The sequence below is a fragment of the Frankia sp. AgB32 genome (assembly GCF_023243045.1).
Classification (GTDB): domain Bacteria; phylum Actinomycetota; class Actinomycetes; order Frankiales; family Frankiaceae; genus Frankia.
The window spans coordinates 48933-69433 of the sequence record NZ_JALKFX010000006.1; the positions used below are offsets into that span (position 1 = coordinate 48933).

21 protein-coding genes and 1 riboswitch are annotated in these 20501 nt (G+C 72.6%); of the genes, 12 read left to right on the forward strand and 9 right to left on the reverse strand.

Translation table 11 applies throughout. The features are described from left to right. Positions 1–27: 27 nt before the first annotated feature. Positions 28–717, reverse strand: a complete 690-nt coding sequence (locus MXD60_RS03365) for an HAD family hydrolase (RefSeq protein WP_248817452.1) — start codon at positions 715–717, stop codon at positions 28–30. 193 nt (positions 718–910) lie between these two features. On the opposite strand from MXD60_RS03365, the gene MXD60_RS28520 reads away from it, so the two are divergent. Further along, on the forward strand, positions 911–1042 hold the full coding sequence (locus MXD60_RS28520) for a hypothetical protein (protein WP_283097708.1): 132 nt from the start codon (positions 911–913) through the stop codon (positions 1040–1042). A 176-nt stretch (positions 1043–1218) separates the two neighbouring features. Next, positions 1219–1698 carry a hypothetical protein gene (locus MXD60_RS03370; RefSeq protein ID WP_248817453.1) on the forward strand — a complete coding sequence of 160 codons (480 nt, stop codon included), beginning with the start codon at positions 1219–1221 and terminating at the stop codon, positions 1696–1698. A gap of 275 nt (positions 1699–1973) precedes the next feature. Here the strand turns inward: MXD60_RS03370 and MXD60_RS03375 are convergent, their stop codons facing one another. Then, the gene (locus MXD60_RS03375; protein ID WP_248817454.1) at positions 1974–2642 is read right to left on the reverse strand and encodes an NAD(P)-dependent oxidoreductase; all 669 of its coding nucleotides are present in this window, start codon (positions 2640–2642) and stop codon (positions 1974–1976) included. A 102-nt stretch (positions 2643–2744) separates the two neighbouring features. Between MXD60_RS03375 and MXD60_RS03380 the strand changes: the two genes are divergently transcribed. The 3 genes from MXD60_RS03380 (at position 2745) to MXD60_RS03390 (ending at position 6579) form a co-directional block, all read left to right on the forward strand. Further along, entirely contained in the window at positions 2745–3752 is a 1008-nt protein-coding gene (locus MXD60_RS03380; RefSeq protein ID WP_248817455.1) for a sigma-70 family RNA polymerase sigma factor, read from the forward strand. Positions 3753–4204: 452 nt separating this feature from the next. Next, entirely contained in the window at positions 4205–6091 is a 1887-nt protein-coding gene (locus MXD60_RS03385; protein ID WP_248817456.1) for a vWA domain-containing protein, read from the forward strand. Between the two features lie 38 nt (positions 6092–6129). Further along, positions 6130–6579 carry a hypothetical protein gene (locus tag MXD60_RS03390; RefSeq protein WP_248817457.1) on the forward strand — a complete coding sequence of 150 codons (450 nt, stop codon included), beginning with the start codon at positions 6130–6132 and terminating at the stop codon, positions 6577–6579. Here the strand turns inward: MXD60_RS03390 and MXD60_RS03395 are convergent. The 3 genes from MXD60_RS03395 to MXD60_RS03405 all read right to left on the reverse strand — a co-directional run bounded on the left by MXD60_RS03395 (position 6543) and on the right by MXD60_RS03405 (position 9341). Further along, a complete protein-coding gene (locus tag MXD60_RS03395) occupies positions 6543–8006 on the reverse strand; it encodes a PstS family phosphate ABC transporter substrate-binding protein (protein ID WP_248817506.1) in 1464 nt (487 codons plus the stop codon). The genes MXD60_RS03390 and MXD60_RS03395 overlap by 37 nt on opposite strands. Further along, positions 7888–8475: an SDR family NAD(P)-dependent oxidoreductase gene (locus MXD60_RS03400; protein ID WP_248817458.1), complete on the reverse strand. Its 588-nt coding sequence runs from the start codon at positions 8473–8475 to the stop codon at positions 7888–7890. The genes MXD60_RS03395 and MXD60_RS03400 overlap by 119 nt, the downstream gene beginning before the upstream one ends. A gap of 131 nt (positions 8476–8606) precedes the next feature. Beyond that, complete coding sequence (locus MXD60_RS03405) at positions 8607–9341, reverse strand: hypothetical protein (RefSeq protein WP_248817459.1); 735 nt, start codon at positions 9339–9341, stop codon at positions 8607–8609. A 186-nt stretch (positions 9342–9527) separates the two neighbouring features. Here MXD60_RS03405 and MXD60_RS03410 point away from each other — a divergent pair, with 186 nt between their 5' ends. Further along, positions 9528–9851, forward strand: coding sequence for a putative quinol monooxygenase (locus MXD60_RS03410; RefSeq protein ID WP_248817460.1), 324 nt, complete (start codon positions 9528–9530; stop codon positions 9849–9851). A 450-nt stretch (positions 9852–10301) separates the two neighbouring features. After that, a riboswitch (guanidine-III (ykkC-III) riboswitch) is annotated at positions 10302–10361 on the forward strand. A gap of 13 nt (positions 10362–10374) precedes the next feature. After that, positions 10375–10638, forward strand: a complete 264-nt coding sequence (locus tag MXD60_RS03415) for a CBU_0592 family membrane protein (RefSeq protein WP_248817461.1) — start codon at positions 10375–10377, stop codon at positions 10636–10638. Here the strand turns inward: MXD60_RS03415 and MXD60_RS03420 are convergent. Next, positions 10603–11424 (reverse strand): phosphonatase-like hydrolase, encoded by an 822-nt coding sequence (locus tag MXD60_RS03420; RefSeq protein ID WP_248817462.1) that lies wholly within the window; start codon positions 11422–11424, stop codon positions 10603–10605. The genes MXD60_RS03415 and MXD60_RS03420 overlap by 36 nt on opposite strands. Before the next feature lie 114 nt (positions 11425–11538). Between MXD60_RS03420 and MXD60_RS03425 the strand changes: the two genes are divergently transcribed. The 5 genes from MXD60_RS03425 (at position 11539) to MXD60_RS03445 (ending at position 17194) form a co-directional block, all read left to right on the forward strand. Further along, on the forward strand, positions 11539–12660 hold the full coding sequence (locus tag MXD60_RS03425; RefSeq protein WP_248817463.1) for a TIGR03364 family FAD-dependent oxidoreductase: 1122 nt from the start codon (positions 11539–11541) through the stop codon (positions 12658–12660). A 216-nt stretch (positions 12661–12876) separates the two neighbouring features. Beyond that, the gene (locus MXD60_RS03430; RefSeq protein WP_248817464.1) at positions 12877–14070 is read left to right on the forward strand and encodes an extracellular solute-binding protein; all 1194 of its coding nucleotides are present in this window, start codon (positions 12877–12879) and stop codon (positions 14068–14070) included. A 1-nt stretch (position 14071) separates the two neighbouring features. Continuing rightward, positions 14072–15016, forward strand: coding sequence for an ABC transporter permease (locus tag MXD60_RS03435; protein WP_248817465.1), 945 nt, complete (start codon positions 14072–14074; stop codon positions 15014–15016). Continuing rightward, complete coding sequence (locus MXD60_RS03440; RefSeq protein WP_248817466.1) at positions 15004–15873, forward strand: ABC transporter permease; 870 nt, start codon at positions 15004–15006, stop codon at positions 15871–15873. The genes MXD60_RS03435 and MXD60_RS03440 overlap by 13 nt, the downstream gene beginning before the upstream one ends. After that, on the forward strand, positions 15866–17194 hold the full coding sequence (locus MXD60_RS03445) for an ABC transporter ATP-binding protein (RefSeq protein ID WP_248817467.1): 1329 nt from the start codon (positions 15866–15868) through the stop codon (positions 17192–17194). Before MXD60_RS03440 ends, MXD60_RS03445 begins: the two co-directional genes overlap by 8 nt. A 164-nt stretch (positions 17195–17358) precedes the next feature. Here the strand turns inward: MXD60_RS03445 and MXD60_RS03450 are convergent, their stop codons facing one another. From MXD60_RS03450 to MXD60_RS03460, 3 genes are all read right to left on the reverse strand, one after another. Beyond that, positions 17359–18000, reverse strand: coding sequence for an SRPBCC domain-containing protein (locus MXD60_RS03450; RefSeq protein WP_248817468.1), 642 nt, complete (start codon positions 17998–18000; stop codon positions 17359–17361). Between the two features lie 7 nt (positions 18001–18007). Continuing rightward, on the reverse strand, positions 18008–19744 hold the full coding sequence (locus tag MXD60_RS03455; RefSeq protein WP_248817469.1) for a fatty acyl-AMP ligase: 1737 nt from the start codon (positions 19742–19744) through the stop codon (positions 18008–18010). Then, positions 19741–20501, reverse strand: a 761-nt coding sequence (locus MXD60_RS03460) for a thioesterase II family protein (RefSeq protein ID WP_308222354.1), incomplete at its 5' end; no start/stop codon positions are given. The genes MXD60_RS03455 and MXD60_RS03460, both read right to left, overlap by 4 nt.

Genomic DNA, 20501 nt, shown 5'->3' on the forward strand with positions numbered 1-20501 from the left:
AGCCTTCCCCGCACCGCGAGGCCCCGGCTAGGGGGCGCTCCGAACCCCCGGAACCGGCCGGAACAGACCTCGCAGCGAGGTGATCGACAGCAGCTGGAGGCTCGCCACCACCGCCGCGACCGGAAGCGAGCAGGTGACCTCCATCGACGGGACGAGGACGGTGGTGCACCCCGCGGCGAGCCCCGCCCGCGCACCGGACTCGCTGTCCTCCAGTACCACGCACTCATGGGGTTCGACGGCGAGCAGCCGCGCCGCGGTCACGTACGGCTCCGGATGCGGCTTGACGTGCAGCACCTCGTCTCCGGCGAGGGAGACCGCGAAGTACTCGTGCCCCACCGCGGCCAGGACAAGGTCCACCAGCGCCCGCGGCGACGAGGAGACCAGCGCCATGGGAATGCCCTCGGCGGCGAGCGCGCGCAGCAGTTCCGGCGCGCCGGGCCGGGTCACGACGGCGCCCGGCGCGGCGAACAGCTCCCTGATGCGCGCCCGCAGGAACACGATCGACTCGTCGAAGGCCGACGCCGGAGCGCCGATCATCGACAGCATTGTCCGCAGCCCGTTGCCGCCGCCCAGGCCGTGGATCGCCGTCTTGATTTCCGGTGTGAGCACGCCACCGAGACGCACGGCGAGCTCGGACTGCGCGACGCTCCACAGCCGCTCGGTGTCGACAAGCAGACCGTCCATGTCGAAGAGCACGGCAGCCGGTGCACCAGCCATCGTCAGACGTCCCTCACTTCCGCGAACACGTCTCGGTTTCCCGTGAACGGCCGGTACACGGCACCGCGGATCGGCGGCCCGCGCGAAGTCTACGAGCGATTCGCCGGGGCAGGTGTTGTCACCGGACCGGCGGGCATGATCGACTCAGGACGACAGGTCGGGTCAGGGACACGACGAAGCCGAGGAGGAAACGATGAAGTTGCTACGGAGGCTGCGCCATGAGGCCCGCCGTGACGTGAATGCCGCGGACCGGTCGGCGGCCCGGGGTCTGCGTCGGCTGCGCCGGCGGCCGCGGAACCGCTCGACGTCCGCTGCCCGCTACTGACCGACTGTGCCGGCCCGGATCAGGGTCGCCAGCATGGATTTCGCCGCCCGCCATCGCCTCCCGGTGACGGGCGGCGGTCATGTCCGTCCGGCCTGTCGCACGACGGCGGGAACGCCAGCATAAGGACTTTCGGCAGTGCGCACCGGGCACCGCCAGCACTAACCTGATACATCGAGATGAACATTCGCGAGAAACTCGCCTCCCGGGCACAGCCTTACCTGCAACCCGGCGAGGAGATCCGGCAGGTCTTCCCCGCGCAGACGCTCTCGCAGTATCTCGTCGCGCTGATGCCGATCCTCTACTACACCGGGATTCACCGCATCGTCGTCGTCACCGATCGCGGTGTGCTGGTGCTTCGCACCCGCAACTGGTGGCCCTATCTACCCGCCGGCGGCGAACCACTGGCGCGGCTGCCCCGCGAGACGCGCTTCGGCGAGCTCGACGGCGTGCTGTGGGGCCGGGTGACAGTGGCGGACAGCCCGCTGCGGATCGCCCGGCGTTTTCATGCCGACGTCGCCAAGGCCGATCGGGAACGGCATCACTTCCGCGCCTCGCGGGCATCGAAAAAGATGGCCGTCGCCGACCCCGCTCCTGACGAGGCACACGGACGACCGGCGCCAGGTCCGCCAACGCCGGACACCGCCGAACCCGCATGAGGTCCGCGCGTTGACCTGACGCGCACCGCCGCGCCTGGGCCGGGCGCCGCGCCCGCCGGCTACGCTCCGCGCTGGGCGGCCCGGCCGGTGCCGCAGGTGGCGGGGTTGCGGACCAGGCGTTCCTCCTCTACGCGGGGCTCACCTTCCCGCCGAGCCCGGCGCGGCGTCCCGCGCCTGCCCCGGTGCACTGCCAGGAGCACAGCGGTGGATCTTCGGAATGCCCGGGTGACTGACCGGGTCCGGACCAGGATCGCGTCGCCGCGGCGGTGCCTCCGCTAGCGGGCGATGCCGACCGTCTCCCCCACGCCCGTCCCGTTCTCGGCGGCGCGCAGCATGTGGTGGGCGACGTCCGCGCGGGAGACCGACGTGCCGCCGCGCAGGTTGCGGCCGTGGGCCGTGCGGTAGGACCCGGTGTACTTTCCGTTGGTCAGCCGCGGCGGGCGCACGATCGTCCAGTCCAGGTCGCTGGCGCGCAGCGCGTCCTCCATCCTGGCCAGGTCCGCGTAGTGGCCGCGAAGCACCGACTTGATGGCGGGGGCCAGCAGGTGGCGGGTGAGCGGGCCGTCGCCGGGGTCGTGGCGCGGCGGGTGCGGCCGCGCCGGAGAGGCGACCGTGGCGATCGGCGCGGCGCTGACCACGATGATCCGCGTGACGCCGGCGGCCCGCATCGCCGCGATGATCGTCTCCGTGCCGCGGGTGGCGATGTCGGTGTCCGCCCGGCTGTGCCCACCGAGGCCGGACAGCACGGCGTCGGCGCCGACGACCGCCGGCACGAGCGCGTCCGGGTCGACGGTCGCCAGGTCGGCGGCGATCACCCGGCCGGGGGACGGCGTCACCGCCTCGGGCCGGCGGGCGACGGCGGTCACGTCGTGCCCCGCCGCCAGCGCCCGCGTGAGCAGCAGCCGGCCGATGCCGCCGGTAGCGGCGAAGATCGTCAGTTTCATCCGATGCACCTTCCGGGTCGGGCGGCGACCGATCCTGGCTGGTGCCGTCAGATCGGCCGGTCGCCGTTCGTCATTCGGTATGACGTACCGGGGAGGACAACCATGACCGACGACCTCGTCGAGATCTTCGAGGAGCAGCGGGCCCGGCTGCGCACCATCGCGCTGCGCATGCTGGGCTCGGCGCACGACGCCGACGACGCGGTGCAGGAGACGTGGCTGCGCCTCGGCCGGGCCGACCGGTCGGACGTCGAGAACCTGCCCGGCTGGCTGACGACGGTGCTGGCCCGGATCTGCCTCGACCAGCTGCGCGCGCGGCGCTCCCGCCGGGAGGACCCGGCCGGCGTCCAGCTGCCCGAGCCGCTGGTCACCCCCCTGCCGGGGTCCACCGGCGCCTCCGACCCGGAGGCGCAGGCGCTGCTCGCCGACGCCGTCGGCCGGGCGCTGCTGGCCGTGCTCGACACCCTCGGGCCGCCCGAGCGGATCGCCTTCGTCCTGCACGACGCGTTCGGCGTGCCGTTCGACGAGATCGCGCCGATCGTCGGACGGTCACCGGCGGCCGCGGCGCAGCTCGCCAGCCGGGCACGGCGCCGGTTGCGCGCTGGCGGCGCGGCCACGGACTCCGTGCCGCATGCCGCCGACGCGCAGCGGGCGGCCGCGGCCGATCCCGCCCAGCAGCGCCGCGTTGTCGAGGCGTTCCAGGCCGCCGCCCGGGAGGGCGACCTCGCCCGACTGCTCGCGGTGCTCGACCCCGACGTCGTGCTGCGCGCGGACGCGGGTCCACCGGCCGCGCGCGAGGTGCGCGGGGCCCGGGCGGTGGCCGCCCGGGTGTCGACGTTCGCACCGATGGCGCCGCACGGCCGCCCCGCGCTGGTCGACGGCCTGCCGGGCATCGTCGTCGTGCCGGGCGGCGAGGCGGTCGTCGCGGTCCTCGCCTTCACGGTCCATGGCGGACGCATCGCGGCCATCAGCGTCCACACCAACCCGGACCTGCTGCGCCACCTCGACCCGGCGGCCTTCGTGGGCCAGCGGCGGTCCATGGAGAACTCGAGGACCTGCGTCAGGCGGATGTTGTTGCCGGACGGGTCACGGAACGACGTGTCGATGCCGTAGGGCGAAGGCGAGCGCCTCGTCCTGGTCGTGTACCCAGAACTGGGCGTTGGCAATTTTGATCATCGTTGAACCTCTCCTCGGTGGCCGAGGCGACGCTATGACCCGGGCGGCTCCTCGACTTCTCGAAACGTGCGGTTCCGCGGCCGGCCGAAGGCGCGGGCCACGCAGTCGGGGACGCGGATGAGCCGCCGCGCGGGCGGGAAGCTCGCGCGGTAGGCCTGCGGAGAGGCGCCGAACGCCCGGCGGAACTCCCGGCTGAGGTGCGCATGATCGGCGTGCGGGCACCGTGCCAGGACACGTTTTCGCCCTGTCGCCAATCCGGCAGGTCTCGTCAATGTTCGGACGACAGCGAATGATGTAATCTCCAACCGATCATCACGCTATCTTCGGGGGCGATTACGCGTGACGGATGACGACCGTGGGAAATGCACCAGTGTCCAGCCAGGCCTGACATGACGGCGGGAGCCACGCGGCTGGCCACCGCCTTTGGTGTGAGTCTGGCCGCCGCCGCAGTGCTGGTGCCGGGCGCGGTCAGTCTGTACTGGGCGCTCGTCCTCACCGTCGCGTATGTCCTGCTGGACCTCGGCCTGACCTGGCTGTGGCGCAACCAGCTGGCAGCGCGGTTCGGTCGACGGTGGCGCTGGGCCGCCGGAATAGCACTCGTCATTCTCCTGCTCGCCGCGACACCGACGCTCGTTCTGGTCACCCCACCAGGCCGGCATCCCGTGCCGGAACCGTCCGGCACGGGGCCCGTCCGGATGGTGCTGCTGGCCGACGAGTCGGGCAGCCTAAGCCCTGCGGACGTCTACCAGGAACAACTCGCGGTCCGGCGCCTCGCCCAGGGTACGAGCTCGCTGGACGACGGGTCGAGAATCGCAGTGGTCGGCTTCGGTAGTTCCGATGCGGACGGACAGAATCCCACCGACGACCTCTGCCAGCCATCGCCGCCAGGTGATCCTGCCTTCGGCGCCTGCATCGCGAACCTGGAAAGGCGCGGTCCCAGGAATGCGGCGGAATCCACCGACCACGACGCGAACGGCACCGACTTCGTCGCCGCGCTGGGGCGAGCAACCAGTATCCTCGACGGTCCGGACAGCGCCGACATTCCCCGGCTCATCATTCTTCTGACCGACGGTCACCAGAACGTGAGCAACAGCCCCGGGTACGGTTCGACGCCGGAACAGCGCAATTCCGAGGCGCTCGCCCGTCTCACGTCGGTGACGGTGCCCAAGGCGAGGCGGGTCCACGCGCAGATCTGGCCGGTCGGCTTCGGCGGCGCGGCCGACAAGGACGGAATGGCCACGCTCGCCACGCTGGCCAGCGGCGGCTACCAGCCCCCCGTCGACTCGGGCTGCCCCAGGCCGGTCGCGCGCAACGCCCAGACGGCCGGGAGTGCGCAGTTCAGCCAGACCGTCGCGGACGTCCTGGCGGTGGCGACCTGCAACACCGTGGATCAATACCAGGCAACCATCAACCCGGCCACCGGGAAGGCCACCGCCACCGTCCCCGTCTCCCTTGCATCGTCGAGCGCCTCCATCGACGTGATCAAGCCAGTGGACGACACGGACGTCTCCTTCATCGACCCGGACAACCACGACGTGACCACCGCCCACCAGCGCGGCGGATCCACCTTCGAACTGGTGTCGGGGCCGGGGCGCACCGAGTCATTGCGGATTTCCAGACCCCGTGCCGGGAGCTGGACGGTGAAATTGTCCATGCCGCCGGGAACCGCGGCTCGAACGGCGACCGTCACCCTCGTCTCGCAGTCCCGGCTCACCTACACCACGCGGACAGTGCCCAGCCAACCGAGCCCCGGTGAGTACTACGTCATCCAGGCGCGGCTGACCAACCTGCGGGGCGTGGCCGTCCCGGACCAGGAGCTGCCGGAACACCACGAGGTCGTCGCCGACGTCAGGACGGGAAACACATCGGTCCAGGTAACGCTCGTGGACGACGGCATCGAGCACGACCAGCGGAAACATGACGGCATCTACACGGCTGGGACCTACCTGTCCGCGACGGCGCGAGACCGGCCCAGCGTCACCACTCACGTGGTGGATACCAGGCGGGTGATGGGCGATCGCCTGATCCAGGCCGCCGGTTTTCCCTCCGCCGACTATCTTCCCGTCGGCGAAGGTCCCCGGCCCTGGTATGACAGCTTCTGGTATCGAAACCTGCTGCCCGTCGCGCTGCTCCTGCTCCTCGTCCCGCTGTGGATCGCGCGAGGGCGCGTCGGACGCCGGCGTCCGGTCCCGCCACCTCCCCCGGACGAACCTACTCCTCCCGACGGTCCCCTTCCCCTGCCTCCCGGACCGTCCCGGCGTGAGCTGACCGGCTGACAAGGCACGTTGACCGGGCGAGCCTGTACGGCGGCCACATGACCCTGGCCATCACGTCCATCTTCATGGCCACCATTCACGCGGTCCCGCACAACTTCCGGCATGACGCGTACTTCGACCTGAAGAAGGTCTGGATCCCCTGGCTCGGCGGCGCCGACACCGTCGTCAGCATCGGGATCGCCGGCCTGGAGTCATCAACCGGGAAGCCGCAAGATCGTCCCCGCGCCCGCCGCCGGCAAGGTTGCGCCCGCACCCGCGCAGCCGGCCGCCGGCGGCAGCGGCGCCAGGTAGACGCCCGGATCTGGGACGTCACCGACGGACGCTGCCGCTGCGCGCTGCGCGTGACCGGTCCGCTCGTCGGCATCGCCTGGCATCCCGACGGAACAGCGCTCGCGGCCGCCGGCGTCCACCTGTTCAGCTACCTGCCTGGCAGGCAGCTCCGTCCGGGAGCTCAGCCGCGGCAGCGGAGGAGGTTGTCGGGGGTGTAGCAGGGCTGGTCGTCGTCGGTGATCACGTTGCTGCGGCCGGGGCCGGTGATCAGGTAGTTGAGGAACGAGTCGACCAGGGAGCGGGGGACGGGCCGGTCGTGGGTGTAGGCGTACTCGACCTCGGTGAAACGGTAGGCGCTGTCGTGGATGGACGGCTGGTGCCCGTCGATGGCGACGGTGTGCGCGTTCGGCGCCTTCCTGGCCGCGCGCAGGTCGACGAAACCGATGGCGCCCGAGAATGCCGCGACCTTCGCCACGACCTCGTTCGTGCTGGACAGCAGGCAGAACTCACTGCCCGAGGAGCTCGCCAGGGTGCAGCCCGGCGAACTGTTCGCGGGTTCCGACGACTGGCCGAGGAAAAGCCGGTCGAAGGCCATCCGGCTGCCCGAGTCCGTCGTGCGGCTCAGGACCTGTATGGGGCCGCGGGCTCCCGGGTCGATGCCGCTCCAGTCGGTCACGCCGCCGGAGAAGATCCGCCGTATCTGGTCCGCGGTGAGGTTCCGCACGCCAACCCGGTCGTTGACGACAAGCGCGAAGGTGGACAGCGCCGCGGCCTGCCCCCACAGGTTCGGACTCCCGCCCGCGTTCACGCGACCGTCGGAGATGGCTGTCAGGTTCGCCGACGGGGACGCGGCGACGTCGCGCAGACCGGCCTCGCTGCCCTGCGCCGCCACCGTGATCGTCGAGTCGGGGCAGTCCGCCTCATACCGGTCCGCGACCGTCCTCATCACGGGGGCGAAGGCCGTGGAGCCCGCCACCGTGAGCGCGCCGGTGGCACAACCGACGGGTCTGCGGGCGTGGCCGGGCAGGAGAATGATGGCGGCCAGCACCACGACGCAGACGGTGAGCAGCACCGTGATCAGGCGGGCCGGCCGGCTGAACTTCGACGGCCGGTCGTCGACCGAGATGCTTTCGGTCTCGACGATCCCGCCGTCGCGTATGCCGCCGCGCACCCGCATGTCGTCGCCCGACCCATCGCCGTCGAGCAGGACGAGCAGCTTGTAGTGCTGGCCCGGGTTCAGCGGAACGCGCGGCAGATAGATGTTGTTGTCGTGGTAACGGATGCTGTCCGGGCCGGCGAAATGGCCGAGCAGGTGTTCCTGCCCGGCGTCGGGAATGACGACGACGCTGCGGACGAAGATGTCGGCGGCGTCGACGGTGAGTCCGTACGGCCCGTTGTTGGTGTAGTCGGACTCGACGATGCTCTGCGCGCCGTAGTTCTCGACGCGCAGCAGGACAAGCGAGGCGTCGGAGATTCCGGGAAGGTCGTTGAGCAGGCCGAAGGCCGCCTGCGTCCGCCTGCGTCGGTTACCGTTGCCGACCCGGATCGCCATCTGGACGCGGTAGCCGATCAGCCGTCGGCGCGGCCGGCGTTCGTACCAGACCGCCGCGAACGACGCGACCAGGCCGATCAGCGCGGTGAGCACCGCGATGACGTTGCCGGCGCTCAACCAGCCCACCTGCCACCTCAGACCCCGCGGACGCGACTCGAACCGGTGTGATCGCGACACCGTATGCGTCAGCGACGAACAGGTGGTGTCCGGCACAGCCCGATCTCCACCATTTCATCGGGTGTTCACTGATACGTCGAACATGCCCGGGACAAGCGGGCGGGTGCCTGCCCGCGCCGCCCTGCGTCCCAGCGTTGGACGCGACGTTGACGATGTTGCCGCCGGTTTCGAGCAGGTGCGGTGTCGCGGCCTGCGCGCAGAAGAAGTACGCATCCGGGTTGACGGTGAACGTCAGCCGGTATTCTTCCTCGGTGACGTCGGTGACGTGACCCATGCGCAGGACGCCGGCGACATTGTCGAGGACGCCGAGCCGGCCGAACTCCGCCACCGCCACCGCGGCGCGGCACTGCGCGGGTTCGCGAAGGTCGGCGACCCGGGTCAGCACCGTGCCGCTGCCCGCCTTGTCCGCATCGGCCGCCGTCTGCGCCAGCCCGCCTCATAGTGTGATTTACACGACTCCCGCATGACCCCGCGATCACCGCGACCCCCGTCGCGGTGCGGGCGGGGGCGCTCATGTCAGTGGTGTGCGGGCGGACCCATGCCGCGCAGGCAGTCGCTGTGCACCGTCGTCTCGACGGCCTCGGCGAGGCCTCGGACGAGGCGGGAGGCATCCTCGGAGGAGCCCAGCATGCCGGCGAGCGGGGACAGCACGGTCGAGGTGTGGACGAGCCACTGTCCACCCAGCACGGAGAACAGCAGGTACACCGTGAGCACGTAGGGCGGCAGCCCGAGGGCGACGCCGACGGCCCGCTCGACGAGCGACAGGTGACGCAGCGGGCTGCCGCCGCGGCCTGACGGCGGACCGACCACCGGCCCCAGAAATCGCCCGACAGTCGGGTGCGTGCTGAGGTCGGAACGGACGCGGGCCACCTTCGCGTCCAGCCCGCGGCCGAACATCGACCGGGCGAGCAGGAATCCGAACGGGAAGGCGAACGCCGCGAACGTCCACACCGAGACGTGGTCGGGCACGCACGGCTTCCCGTACTCGTGGGCCAGGCGGGCGGCCGCCATCCCCGCGCCGAAACAGATGAGATCCACGAAGGTCTCGGCCAGGGTTCCGAGGAACCCCTGCTCGAAACAGGTCAGAATGCCGCCGAGAAGCAGCCCGATGGTGACCCCGGTGACGAGGAACCCGACCGCGCTGCCCTGCCCCGCGTCGGACGCCACCCGCAGCAGATAACCGGCCAGTCCAATGAACACAACACGGATGAGCGTGAGCCGAACATGCCAGATGAAAAACGAGACCCGCACACCGTCCCCCGACGCACACGATGACCGGGCCGGCCGACCGCAGCGTGGCCCTGTCCGAAGACACGACACTCGCGAGACGACTACTGCCTGTATTCAGCCCTTCGCCGCGATCGTACGGTATCGCTACGCTGCCGGGCGCACCGTCCCGGGCATCCTGAAGACCGCGACGCACGAAGGAGATCAACGATGATCGTCATCACTGCCAGGTTCCGCCCGAAGCCCGCGGACGTCGAGCGCTGGCCGGAGATCACCGCCGCGTTCACGGCGGCCACCCGCGCCGAACCGGGCTGCCTGTGGTTCGAGTGGTCGCGCAGCCTCGACGACCCCGCCCAGTACATCCTCATCGAGGCGTTCCGCGACGACGCGGCCGGCGCCGCGCACGTCACCTCCGAGCACTTCGCCGCCGCCCGCCGCGAGCTGCCGCCGCACCTGGCATCGACGCCGAAAATCATCAACACGACCGCTCCCGGCGTCGACTGGTCCGACCTCGGCGAGCTCGCCGTCCGCTGATCCGCCGCCAACAGCGGCCGCCGGGTGCTCCCGGGCGGGGGCCCCGGCGCGCGGCCCCGCGGCGCCCCCCCCCCCCAGCCGCCCCCACCCGCGGCCGCGGGGTGCGCGGGGGTGGGCGCCGCGGCGCACTCACCGGAGGCGCAACCGCCCGGCGACGACCGCGCCGACGGCCCCGCGCCGCCGCCAGTACTGGCCGGTACTGCCGGTGTTCCGGACCGCCCCGATCACCGCCGCTCCCAGTGACGCGGCGTCCACCACGGTGTGGTCATGTTCGACGGTGCCAGAGCTTCGACCGCGAGAACATCGCAAGCCGACGAGGTCCACGCCGCTCGGGATCATGACGACGCGCACAGGACGGGCAGCCGCCAGGGCGGAACCGCGACTTCGTCGGGGGAGGCGTCAGGACTTGCGCGCACTGCGTGATGTGCCACGATGGGCCGGTGACGCGGGGCGGACGCCGGCGTCCCGGACGAGGCACGCCGTACCCGGACAGCGACAAGACGGCGTCGGTGGGTGCATCGACATGTACGACGTCGTCCAGATTGCCGGCTCGCTGCTCATCCTGGCCGCGTTCGCGGGCGCGCAGGTCGGCCGGATCGACCAGAGCGGCCGGCGCTATCTCCTCGCCAACGCGGCCGGCTCGGCGGCGCTGGCCGTCACCGCGATCATCGGCCGCGAACGGGGCTTCCTGCTGCTGGAAGGGACCTGGGCGCTGATGTCGCTCGGTTCCCTGCCGCGCCGGACGGCATCGCTACCGGGGCGACGCGCCGAGGACGAGGTCGGGTAGGTCGGCGACGCTGGCCAGCAGGTGGGTGTGCCGGGTCCGACCGAGGATGTCGACACCGTGCGCGCCCGTGAGCACACCGACGATCGCGCCGGCGCCCGCGTTCGCGCCGGCGCGCAGGTCGAGTTCGGTGTCGCCGGCGCACAGCACCCGCGACACGTCGGTCACGCCGGTCCGCTCCATCGCGCGGAAGATCAGGTACGGCGCCGGGCGGCCAACCGGGACGTCGTCGGCGCAGAGCACGGCGTCGACCACGCCGGACTCCCAGCCGAGCGCGGCGAGCAGGCCATCGACGACCTCCCGGTCGAAGCCGGTGGTCAACGCGACCCGCACGCCGTGTTCCCGCAGGCGGGCGAGGGCCGCCTCGACGCCGGGCAGCGCCGTGGGCGGGCGGTCCCGGTAGGCGGCCGCCAGCCGCGCCCGGAAGGTGCCGTACACCGCCCGCACCGTCTCTGCCGCCGGCTCGGGTCGTCCGGACGCCGCCAGCAGGGCGGTCACCGCGGCGCGCTTGTCCGCACCCATCCATCGTTCGAGTGCCGCGGCCGGGACGGGTACGCCGGCCGCCTCGACAGCGTCGCGCAACGCGGCGTACACCGCGCCGTGCTCCTCGATGGTCGTGCCGGCCATGTCGAGGGCGACGAGATCGAAGCCGACCGGCGCGGCGGACGCCGCCGTGCCCGAGCGGACGGTGTCGGTGTCGGTGTCGGTGTCGGTGTCGATGACGATGACGGTGTCGATGACGGTGTCGGCAGTGTCGGCAGTGTCGGCGGTGTCGGTGTCGGGGCGCACGCGTCACACCCTCGCCGGTGCCGCGCGACGCCGTGACCAGCGGCGGATGAACAGCCGCGGAAATTCCGCGCCGCCGGTTGACCGCCCGGCGGGCCGCTGGCGATCGTCGCCGCCATGACGACAAAGCGTTACGACCTGGTGATCGTGGGGGCGGGCATCGTCGGGCTGGCGCACGCGGCGGAGGCGGTGCGGCGCGGGCTGTCGGTCGCGGTCGTCGAACGCGACGCCTTCGCCCGCGGCGCGTCCGTGCGCAACTTCGGCCACGGCTGCATCAGCGGGCAGGCCGGCACCGCCCTCGCCTACGCCCGCGTCGCCCGGGAGCGTTGGCTCGAACTGGGCCGCGCGGCCGGCTTCTGGGCGGCGCCCACCGGCACCGTCGTCGCCGCCCGCGACGGCGACGAGCTGGCCGTGCTGCGGGAGTTCGCGGCCGACGGCGAGGTCCCGGCGGTGCTGCTCGACGCGGACGAGGTGCGCGCCCGAGTGCCGCTACGGGCACCTGAGCTGGTCGGCGGCGCCCTGCTGCCGTGGGATGTGCGGGTCGACCCGCGGGCAGCCGTCGGCGCGCTCGCCCGCTGGCTCGAGCGGCAGGGGGTCGTCTTCCACTGGGGCGCCTCGGCGACCGGGGTGTCCGCGGGCACGCTGCACACCAGCCGCGGGGATCTCGCCGGCGCGGCCATCGTGCTCGCCACCGGTCACGACCTGGACCGCCTGTTCCCCGAGATCGCCGCAGAGGTGGACCTGCACCGGTGTGAGCTGCACATGCTGCGGGTCGCCGCGCCGGGCGGCGCCAGGTTCGAGCCCGCGGTGCTCACCGGGCTGTCGATGCTGCGTTACGCCGGCTTCGCCGACTGTCCGTCGCTGCCGGCCGTGGCCGACCGGATGGCCGTCGAGCGACCGGATCTGCTCGCCGTCGACATGAACCTGATGTTCACCCAGCTTCCGGACGGCGACCTGGTGATCGGCGACACCCACGCGCTCGCCCACACCCACCTGCCGTTCGCCGCGGAGGACGTGGACGATCTCGTGCTCGCCGAGACGGCCGAGCTGCTGGGCCTTCCGGTGGCCGAGCTCGCCGTGCGGGAACGCTGGCGCGGGTACTACGCCTCGGCGCCTGGGCGGGAGTTCCTCGTCGCCACCCCGCTGCCCGGGGTCCGCGCGGTCACCGTCACGACCGGCATCGGGATGACGACGTCGCACGGCCTCGCCGCCGCCGTGCTCGACGACCTGCTGGCCTAACCCGTCCATCCGGCTGACCTGTCCATCCGGCTGACGCTGCCCGCGCGGCGAAACCCCCGGACCAGGAAGTTCGCCGCGAACGCCTCATCCGCTCATGTCGCGGACACCAGCCGGTAAGCGCGTGGCACCACCGTTGCGCTGGCGGTACGGCATACCGCCTGTACTGCGCAAAAGCACCGCGGGACAAACATCCACACCGTGGGACATGGGGGGCATGTGAGCACAGTGGGACTCGGGGACCGGCGCCTCGCGCGGCCGGGCCGGCTGCGGCTGGCCGCCGTCGGGACGCTGGCGGCGGTCGGACTGCTCGCCGCGGCGTGCGGCAGCGACTCGTCGGGATCGTCGACGTCGTCGGCGGGTGGCGCCACCGACAAGGCGAAGACGGCGACGTCGGCCGCCTCGGCCGGCGGCATGGACGCCCTCGTCTCCGCCGCGAAGGCGGAGGGAAAGCTCAACGTCATCACCCTGCCGCCGGACTGGGCGAACTACGGCGAGATCATCCAGAAGTTCTCCGCCAAGTACGGCATCAAGGTGACCAGCGACAACCCGGACGGGTCGAGCGCGGACGAGATCACCGCGGTCAAGCAGCTACGCGGCCAGAGCCGGGCGCCCGACGTGCTGGACCTGGGCAACTCCTTCGCCCTGCAGGCCGCGACCGAAGGGTTGATCGCGCCCTACCAGGTCGCTACCTGGAAGGACATTCCGGACAGCCTGAAGGAGTCCGGCGGCCAGTGGTTCAGTGACTACGGCGGCTACGTCTCGATCGCCTATGACACGAAGGCCGTCAGCCCGGCGCCGAAGTCCTTCGCGGACCTGAAGAACCCCGCGTACAAGGGCAAGATCGCCATCAACGGGGACCCGACGCAGGCCGGTGCTGCCTTCGCCGCGGTCTTCGCCGCGGCGCTCGCCAACGGCGGCTCGTTCGACAACATCCTGCCCGGCGTCCAGTACTTCGCCGACCTGAAGAAGAGCGGCAACTTCCTGCCGGTCAAGGGCACGCCGGCGACGATCGAGAGCGGCCAGACGCCGATCATGATCTGGTGGGACTACCTGAACGCCTCCGCCGCCGACAAGGCGAAGGGCAAGGTCGACCTTAAGATCAACATCCCGACGGACGGCGTGTACGCGAACTACTACACGCAGGCCATCAGCAAGACTGCCCCGCACCCCGCCGCCGCCCGGCTGTGGGAGGAGTACCTGTACTCCGACGAGGGCCAGAACCTGTGGCTCAAGGGCCGTGCCCGACCGGTCCGGCTCGAGGCCATGACCACGGCCGGCACCGTCGACAAGACCCTGCTCGCCGCCCTGCCCGAGGCGCCGAAGGACACCCGGTACCCGACGCAGGCGCAGCTCGACAAGGCCAAGCAGGTCGTCAACGACAACTGGGCGAAGCTTGTCGGAGGCGCGTGACATGAGCGTCTCGGACGCGCCCGCCGCGTCCGCCGGAGCCGGGGAGGCCGACCTCCCCGGCTCCGGGCCGCGCGGCGTACCGGGGTGGCTGCGCGGGATCGGGCGCAACGGCTTCGCGGTACTCGGGCTGGTGCCCTTCTTCGCCTACACGGTCGTGTTCCTCGGCCTGCCCACCGCCTCGGTGGCGATCAACGCGTTCCGCACGGCGCACGGCACGTGGACGCTGCACAACATCTCGCTGAGCTTCGAGGGCATCTACCGGGACGCCTTCATCACCAGCCTGAAGGTCGCGCTGACCACCTCGGCGATCGGTGTCGTGTTCGGCGGGCTGCTCGCCCAGGCCGTCCTGACCACCCGGCGCAACGCGCTGCTGCGCCGGGTCGTCACCACGGCGTCCGGGGTGTTCGCGAACTTCGGCGGGGTGCCGCTGGCGTTCGCGTTCATCGCGACGCTGGGCAGCACCGGAATGGTCACCCGGATGCTGCACTCGCTGGGCTTCGACCTGTCCTCGACCGGGTTCTCGCTGTTCACGTTCAGCGGGATCGTCGTCGTCTACACCTACTTCCAGGTGCCGCTGATGGTGCTGGTCATCACCCCGGCGCTGGAGGGGCTGCGGCCGCAGTGGCGGGAGGCCGCCGAGGGCCTCGGTGCGACCGGCGCGGCCTACTGGCGCCACATCGGCCTGCCGGTGCTGGCACCGGCGCTGCTCGGGTCGTTCCTGCTGCTGTTCGGCAGCGCGTTCGCCGCGTACGCGACGGCCTGGGCGCTGACCAGCGGCACCGTGCCCCTCGTACCGATCAAGATCGGGACGCTGCTGTCCGGGAACGTCATCACCGGCGGCGAGAACCTCGGCAAGGCGCTCGGCTTCGAGATGATCGTGGTGATCGCGGTGGCGATGGTCGGGTACGTCCTGCTCACCAGACGGGTGTCGCGATGGCTACGCTGACCGGCCCGCTGCCCGCGCCGAGCCGCCCGGTCGCGAGCGCGGCCCGCGCGGCCCGCGCCGCCCGCGCGGGGTGGTGGCGCTGGGCGGTGTTCACGGTCGCGGCCGTGTACTTCCTGGTCCCGTTGATCGCCGCGCTGGAGTTCAGCGTGCGGGGTCGCAACGGGCACCGCACGCTCGGCGCCTACGGCAAGATCCTGTCCGAACCCGGTTTCGGTTCGTCGCTGTGGACGTCGGTGAAGCTCGGGCTCATGGCGGTGGGGATCACCCTGGCGCTGCTCGTCCCGACCATGACGCTCGTGCACCTGCGTTTCCCGCGACTGCGCCGGGTGATCGAGCTGATCACCGTGCTGCCGCTGGTGATCCCGCCGGTCGTGCTGGCCGTCGGGGTGCTCGGCGCGTTCCGGACCGCGCCGCAGTGGCTGATCGGCACACCGACGATCCTCGGCTTCGAGTACGTCATCCTCGCGCTGCCGTTCGCCTACCGCGCCCTCGACGCCGGCATCGGCGCCGTCGACCTGCGGACCCTGGTCGAGGCGTCGCGCAGCCTCGGCGCGGGCCCGGTGACCGAGCTGTTTCGGGTGGTGCTGCCGAACCTGCGCACGGCGGTGCTGTCCGCGGCGGTGCTGACGCTCGCGCTGGTGCTCGGCGAGTTCGCGATGGCGAGCCTGCTGCTCTGGGAGACCTTCCCGTCCTGGGTGGTGCACGTGGGTGCGAGCGAGGCCGACGTCTCCGTCGCCGTGTCGCTGGTCGCCCTGGTGCTGACCTGGCTGTTGTTGATGGTGCTGGTGACCCTCGGCGGCCGCCGAGGCGGGCGCGCGTTCGTGGGCGCGATGACCGGGGGGACGCACGATGAGTGAGACCGTGGCAGGGCCGGCGGACGACGTGCGCACCGACGGTGTGCCGACGGACGGTGTGCCGACGGACGCGCCACAGCCGGACGACTCCGTCCCGGCCGGCGCCGTCGCGGCGGCCGGCGGCGACGCGCTCGCGGGGACCGGCCCCCGCGGCGAGGTCGGTGCGCGCACCGCGATCGGCTCGCGGGGGGAGGCCGTCGGCATCGAGCTGCGGGAGCTGCGTCGCGCCTACGGCGAGGTCACCGCGCTCGACGGGCTGTCCGTGACGATCAACCCGGGTGAGCTCGTCGCCCTGCTCGGCCCGAGCGGGTGCGGCAAGACGACGGCGCTGCGCGCGCTCGCCGGCTTCGAGCGCCCGGACTCCGGCCAGATCCTCGTCGGCGGCGACGACATCACCGCGGTCCCGGCGAACCGGCGGGACATGGGGATGGTCTTCCAGGCGTACAGCCTGTTCCCGAACCTCACCGCGCTCGACAACGTCGCGTTCGGGCTGCGGCTGCGCCGGGTGAACGCCCGGACCCGCCGGCGGCGGGCCGCGGAACTGCTGGAGCTCGTCGGCCTCGGCCACGCCGGGCGCCGGTACCCGCACGAGCTGTCCGGAGGCCAGCAGCAGCGCGTCGCGCTCGCCCGCGCGCTGGCGATCGAACCCCGCGTGCTGCTGCTCGACGAGCCGCTGTCCGCGCTGGACGCGCAGGTCCGCGCGTCGCTGCGGGACGAGATCCGGGCGTTGCAGACCCGCCTGGGCATCACCACCCTGTTCGTCACGCACGACCAGGAGGAGGCCCTGTCGCTGGCCGACCGGGTCGGGGTGATGCGCGCGGGCCGGCTCGAACAGCTCGCCGCGCCCGAGGTCGTCTACGCCTGGCCGGCGACGCCGTTCGTCGCCCAGTTCGTCGGCACCGTCAACCGGCTGCCCGGCCGCACCGTCGGCGGCGACCTGGTCGAGGTCCTCGGCCAGCGCCTGCCCGCGGTCCAGCTCGGTGATGCACCCGCGGGCGCCGCCGCCACGGCCGACGTCGAGGTGCTGGTCCGCCCGGAGGCCGTGGTCGTCACCGCCCGCACTACCGCGCCGGCTGGCGCGTCGACAGGGGCGCTCGGTCAGGTCCGCCAGCGCACCTTCCGCGGCGCTGTGACGCGGCTTCGCGTGGACCTCGTCGGACCGACCGCGCCCGACGCCCCGGTCGAGGTCGACGGCCGCCCGGCCGCCCGCACCATCGTCGCCGACATCGCGACCGCCCAGGCCAGTGGCCTGGCACCGGGCAGCGAGGTGCTCGTCACCCTGGCCGAGCGCCCGGTCCTCGTGAGCGAACCCGCCGACCGCTAAGCTGAGACCGCGCGGCCCGCCCGGCGAGTTTCCTTTCACCGCATTCAGCGCTTGTCGGGCCAGCTGTTCCGGACGACGGACCGCCACGGGAGACTGTTTCGGATTCTGGCGGAGCTGTGCCGACCACTGCCCGACAGACGCGGCCTCGCCGCGCCCACGGCCACCTACGAGCGGATCGGACCGACGCCGTCCGTACCGAGCAGCGCCGACTCCAGCCCGTTGAGTCTCAGCAGCGTGCCGCCGCGCAGGTGGGCGACGTCGTCGGCACCATCGCCGCGCAGCACCAGGAAGGCGTACTGCTCGGTCCACGTCAGCACCGTGCCCCCCTGCCCGGCGCCGCCGGCGACGCGCTCGCCCGCCGCCCCGCGCCGCTCGGTCCCGGTGCCGAGCTCGACCGTCACCAGGGACACCCACTGGCAGACGTCGTTGACCACCGCCTCGTAGGCGTAGACGATCCGCGCGTCGGGCACCACGTCGAGGAAACGGGCCCGGTTCTCCAACCGCTCGGCGTGGCCGCCCGCGACGAAGGTGTTGCGCGCGAGGGCGCTTCCCCCCGGGCGCAGGTCGAGCTCCGACCACGCGGTGCCGGCGGGACCGGGCAGGCGGGTCCACCGCGACCACAACGCCTCGTCGGCGAACCCGGCGAACACCCGCGCGGGCGCCAGCGCCAGCACCCGCTGCACCGTGAACGAGCCGTGCAGCACCGGCCGCCGTTGCTCCGCCGGAGTCAGAACAGCATCGCTGGATCCGCCTGTGCCCACCGACCCTGTGCCCACCGACCCGTTGCCCACCGACCCGTTGCCCACCGACCCATCATCCACGGGCACCGGGCGGGACGGCGGTCGTTGGCGGGGCGGGAAAGCCGGTGTCGAGGTGACGGCGGCGGGCGGCGGCGCGCATGATCTTGCCGCTGCTGGTCTTGGCGAGGGTGCCCGGGCCGGTGAGGACCAGTTCACCGAGGGAGACGTCGTGCTCGCGCAGCACCGCCGCGCGGATCGCCGCGGCCACCTCGTCCAGGTCGAGGCCGTCGGTGGGACGGACCTCCTGGACGACGACGAGGCGCTCGGCGCCGTCCGGGCCGGGCACGGCGAAGGCGGCGACGGCGCCCGGGCGGGCCGCCGGATGCGCCGACATCACGGTGAGCTCGATGTCCTGCGGGTAGTGGTTGCGGCCACGGATAATGATCATGTCGCGGAGGCGGCCGGCGACGTACAGTTCGCCGTCGACGATCAGGCCGAGGTCGCCGGTGCGCAGGTAACGGGTGTCTGGCTCGCCGACGATGGTCGCGGCGAACGTGGCGGCGGTGGCGTCGGGACGGCGCCAGTAACCGGCGGTGACGTGCGGGCCGGCGAGCCAGATCTCGCCGACGTGGCCCGGCGGGGACGGTGCCGCGGTGTCCGGGTCGACGATGCGGACGCCGCCCTCGGGCGGGACCAGGCCGGAGCCGGCGAGGACGCGGGCGTCCGGGCCGTGGCCCGGGCGGTAGCGGCGCTCCCCCAGGGCGTGCGGGTCGGCGGCGAGGGTGCGCGGCCCGCGGCCCGGTTCGCTGCCGGTGACCAGCAGCGTCGCCTCCGCCAGGCCGTAGCAGGGATAGAGCGCCTCGGCGCGCAGACCGTAGGGCGCGAACGTCTCGGCGAAGCGGCGCATCGTCTGCGCGCGCAGCGGCTCGGCGCCGTTGAAGGCGATCTTCCAGCAGCTCAGGTCGAGGTCCGCCCCGGCGAGGCGGGACGCGTGCCGGATGCAGACGTCGAAGGCGAAGTTCGGGCCCCCACTGCTGTACGCCCGGTAGCGGGAAATCACCGACAGCCACAGCAGCGGGCGGCGGACGAACGTCGCCGGCGACATCAGGACGCCGAGGGAGCCGACGTAGAGCGGGTGCAGGACGTTCCCGATCAGACCCTGGTCGTGGAACAGCGGCGTCCAGCCGACCCAGGGCGACCGCGGATCATGCCGGAACGTCCGGGTGATCATCTCCTGGTTCGCCGCCAGGTTCCCGTGGGTGACCATGACACCCTTGGGGTCGGCGGTGGAGCCGGAGGTGTACTGCAGGAACGCCAGCGCGTCGGCGGACGCCGGCACCGCGGTGAACTCCGGGTCGGCGGTGAGCGCGCCGGCGGTGACGCGATCCACCGCGAGCGGGTGCGGCCCGGGCCGCAGGGCGGCGAGGGCGGGCCCGACGGTGTCGAGCATCGAGGTCACGGTGAGCACCGCGACGGGGGCGCAGTCCCGGACGACGGCGGCGGTCGACGCCTGCAGGTGGCCGGCGCGCGGCGGGACGACGGGGACCGCGACGACCCCCGCGTACAGGCAGCCGAAGTAGGCGGCGAGGAACTCCGGGCCGGTCTCGAACACCAGCAGCGCCCGCTCCCCCGGCCCCGCGAGGCCGGTCAGCGCGGCGGCCACCGCTCGGGCTTCGGCGTCCAGTTCGGCGTAGGTGCGGGCCTCGGTCTGCTCGCCGTACTCGTCGAGGAAGACGAACGCGCGGTCGGTCGGCTGGCGCCGCGCGCGTTCCCGCAGGACGTCGGGCAGCAGCGTCCCGGCGGGCGTCATCGCGCGCCCGGGGTGCGGGCCTCGGTCGCCAGGGTCGCCGTCATGATCTCCGCGAGGGCGCTCCGGTGGTCCTGGTGGAAGAAGTGGCTGCCGGGGAAGGTGTGCCACGCGAACGGACCGTCGGTCTCCGCCCGCCAGGCCTGTACCTGGTCGGCGTCGACCACCGGGTCCTGCGTGCCGTAGAAGGCGGTGACCCCGCAGCGCAGCCGTGGGGCTGGCGGATGGTCGTACTCCTCGGACAGCTCCAGGTCGGCGCGGGTGACCCGCAGGGCGTAGCGCAGGAACGACGGGGTGCGGGGCATGGCGCCGTCGGTCACGCCCATGGACTGCAGCGCGTCGGCGAACTCCGCGTCGGGGTACCGGTCGATGCGCGGGCGGCGGTTCGGCTGGTGCGGCGCGCGGCGGCCGGAGACGAACAGGTGCACCGGTGGGGTGCCGGCGGCGCTCAGCGCGCGGGCAAGCTCGAAGGCGACCAGCGCACCCATGCTGTGCCCGTACAGCGCCACCGGCCCGCCCTCGCCGCCCGCGGCACTCACCTGCGCGACCAGCGGGCCGATGACGTCGGCGACCCGGCGGGCCGCCGCCTCGCCGGCCGCGTCCTCCCGGCCGGGCAGCTGCGCCCGCACGAACGCGACCGACGGTCCGAACAGCCCCGGCCACCGGGCGAACGAGGCGGCGCCGGCGCCCGCGTGCGGGAAGGCGATCAGCCGGGTCGCGGACGGCGCCCCCCGGGGGGGGCGCCCGCCCGGCCGCCCCG

Bases quoted from the DNA above. Each gene is read 5' to 3' on its own strand.
- MXD60_RS03365 (WP_248817452.1), bottom strand. From the start codon at position 717: ATGGCTGGTGCACCGGCTGCCGTGCTCTTCGACATGGACGGTCTGCTT.
- MXD60_RS28520 (WP_283097708.1), top strand. From the start codon at position 911: ATGAAGTTGCTACGGAGGCTGCGCCATGAGGCCCGCCGTGACGTGAAT.
- MXD60_RS03370 (WP_248817453.1), top strand. From the start codon at position 1,219: ATGAACATTCGCGAGAAACTCGCCTCCCGGGCACAGCCTTACCTGCAA.
- MXD60_RS03375 (WP_248817454.1), bottom strand. From the start codon at position 2,642: ATGAAACTGACGATCTTCGCCGCTACCGGCGGCATCGGCCGGCTGCTG.
- MXD60_RS03380 (WP_248817455.1), top strand. From the start codon at position 2,745: ATGACCGACGACCTCGTCGAGATCTTCGAGGAGCAGCGGGCCCGGCTG.
- MXD60_RS03385 (WP_248817456.1), top strand. From the start codon at position 4,205: ATGACGGCGGGAGCCACGCGGCTGGCCACCGCCTTTGGTGTGAGTCTG.
- MXD60_RS03390 (WP_248817457.1), top strand. From the start codon at position 6,130: ATGACCCTGGCCATCACGTCCATCTTCATGGCCACCATTCACGCGGTC.
- MXD60_RS03410 (WP_248817460.1), top strand. From the start codon at position 9,528: ATGATCGTCATCACTGCCAGGTTCCGCCCGAAGCCCGCGGACGTCGAG.
- MXD60_RS03415 (WP_248817461.1), top strand. From the start codon at position 10,375: ATGTACGACGTCGTCCAGATTGCCGGCTCGCTGCTCATCCTGGCCGCG.
- MXD60_RS03425 (WP_248817463.1), top strand. From the start codon at position 11,539: ATGACGACAAAGCGTTACGACCTGGTGATCGTGGGGGCGGGCATCGTC.
- MXD60_RS03435 (WP_248817465.1), top strand. From the start codon at position 14,072: ATGAGCGTCTCGGACGCGCCCGCCGCGTCCGCCGGAGCCGGGGAGGCC.
- MXD60_RS03440 (WP_248817466.1), top strand. From the start codon at position 15,004: ATGGCTACGCTGACCGGCCCGCTGCCCGCGCCGAGCCGCCCGGTCGCG.
- MXD60_RS03445 (WP_248817467.1), top strand. From the start codon at position 15,866: ATGAGTGAGACCGTGGCAGGGCCGGCGGACGACGTGCGCACCGACGGT.
- MXD60_RS03455 (WP_248817469.1), bottom strand. From the start codon at position 19,744: ATGACGCCCGCCGGGACGCTGCTGCCCGACGTCCTGCGGGAACGCGCG.